Here is a 1,709-nt window from a genome sequence, read left to right as displayed (position 1 = left end):
AGAAAACTACTTAAAAAATTCATTCCGGAATAATGCTCAAAATCAGATTAATTTTCAGCTTTAGTAAATCATTATTTTTGAAGGTAAATTTCTCTGCCAAGTTCCAATCTCGTTATTTTAGGCAACGTGTTTGTGTATGGTTTCGTTGCGTTTGTTTTGTTACTAATTTAGTAAAAAAAGACTGGCATCAACTGTTGAGCAAATTTTTCCGAAGGAAAAATTCAGCAGCAATGAACTATACACGTTGTTGTAAAACGTTTTTTATTCCGCTTTCAAATTCCGTTGTTAGTTTATTCACTTTTCTTTTATTCGCAAACCAATGAAATGGTGAAGGACTTGAAAAAAGCCCAAACGAAATACAATTGACAAGAATATCTTTTTCGTCATATAATATTGTCATTTGTTTTCCCCAATCAGTTCCAGAATCCTGCCAAGAAAAATTGATTATTGATATTTGTTGATTATTCGCTGAAATATTCCATTCATTTTTTTCCGCAATCTTTTTAATCAGATTTAAGTTTTTTCCTCTCGATATTCCTGTAATCCTCTTTAATTTATACACATTGAAAATTGAATAAATCATAAATCCTCCAATTATCAGCGTAAAAATTAGAAACGCAAGAGAAAGTCCAATTGGTTCATCTTTACTTAAATTCGAATTGAATTCCATTATCGCTATAAAGGGAAACATTCCAACAATCATTAAAGGAAGTAAATATTCAAATAATTTTTCCAAAATCCACTGTTTCGTAATCAGTTTTCCTGACTTTTTAGATTTCGATATGTCGATAGGAATTCTGCTCATTCAAATGTTTTACAACGGTTCGGCTAACAAACGTGTCCCGAAGGGCATGTTTTGTTAGCCATTGTTGTGCGGTCGGCTTTTTTTTGTTTTTCTCAGTTCGTAATCGAGAAGTAATTTATTGAGTGTTCCAATTTTCTCGGAGTCCTTCGGTTCAATCTGGCTCAATTGATCAACCATCATGTTGATGTCATAAAACTGGTTGTCCGTGGTTATTTTTCCCTTTTCAATGATTTTGTCCACTCTCAGGTTGTAAGACTGGAATAAATCAATGTCATAACCGGTCTTTTCTTTTAGGTACTGATTGAATTTGAAATCTCGTGTTTCAACTTGCATCTCTGTAAGGTCTCGAAACCATTGTTTCAACCTAGAGAGTCGACTTTTATCAAAATGTTCTAGTGCTTGGGTCTTAAGTCCTTGAAAGTGCTCATTAGAATCAAAGTCAGCGGTTCTTAGCTGGATCAGCTTATTGTCGAGGTAGTAATCAATTGTAGCCAAAACAAGGTCTCGGTACTTCTTAAGTTCCAATTTCTTTTCGTCCGAACTGAGTTTTTTATTTGACTTCAATTGTCTTTTTTTTAGCTGCCGCACAACGGTTTAGGCTATGTTGTCGTTGTGGAAAAATCGGCAAGATTTTTCCGCCATAGCAATAACTTTAGTAAATATACGAGGATTTTCTGAAAAAGAAAATCCGCCACAATGCAATATAGCCATTGTTAGCCACTGGCTTTATTTTAATAATCTTGAACTAAAACTTCAGTAGGTATATGTAGATTAGTATTAAGTTTTCTTATCATATTCAAAGTCAGTTTTCTTTTTTTATTTAGTATTTCACTTACTCTACTTTTAAAGCCAACAACTTCTGCTAAATCTTTTTGATTCATTCCCATTTGTTCCATTCGGAATT

General features: G+C 33.1%; 3 protein-coding genes. All 3 read right to left on the bottom strand.

Annotated features, from left to right (window positions below):
- Positions 1 to 235 precede the first annotated feature (235 nt).
- Positions 236 to 805: a hypothetical protein gene (locus tag HGB55_RS14845; RefSeq protein ID WP_168817838.1), complete on the bottom strand. Its 570-nt coding sequence runs from the start codon at positions 803 to 805 to the stop codon at positions 236 to 238.
- Between the two features lie 54 nt (positions 806 to 859).
- The gene (locus tag HGB55_RS14840) at positions 860 to 1,369 is read right to left on the bottom strand and encodes a hypothetical protein (protein ID WP_168817836.1); all 510 of its coding nucleotides are present in this window, start codon (positions 1,367 to 1,369) and stop codon (positions 860 to 862) included.
- Positions 1,370 to 1,536: 167 nt separating this feature from the next.
- On the bottom strand, positions 1,537 to 1,709 hold a 173-nt coding region (locus HGB55_RS14835; RefSeq protein WP_168817834.1), incomplete at its 5' end, for a type II toxin-antitoxin system HigA family antitoxin.

Source organism: Lutibacter sp. B1 (assembly GCF_012524075.1).
Taxonomy (GTDB): domain Bacteria; phylum Bacteroidota; class Bacteroidia; order Flavobacteriales; family Flavobacteriaceae; genus Lutibacter.
The sequence above is the reverse complement of the archived record's forward strand: the minus strand, read 5'-3'. Positions and strand labels throughout refer to the sequence as shown.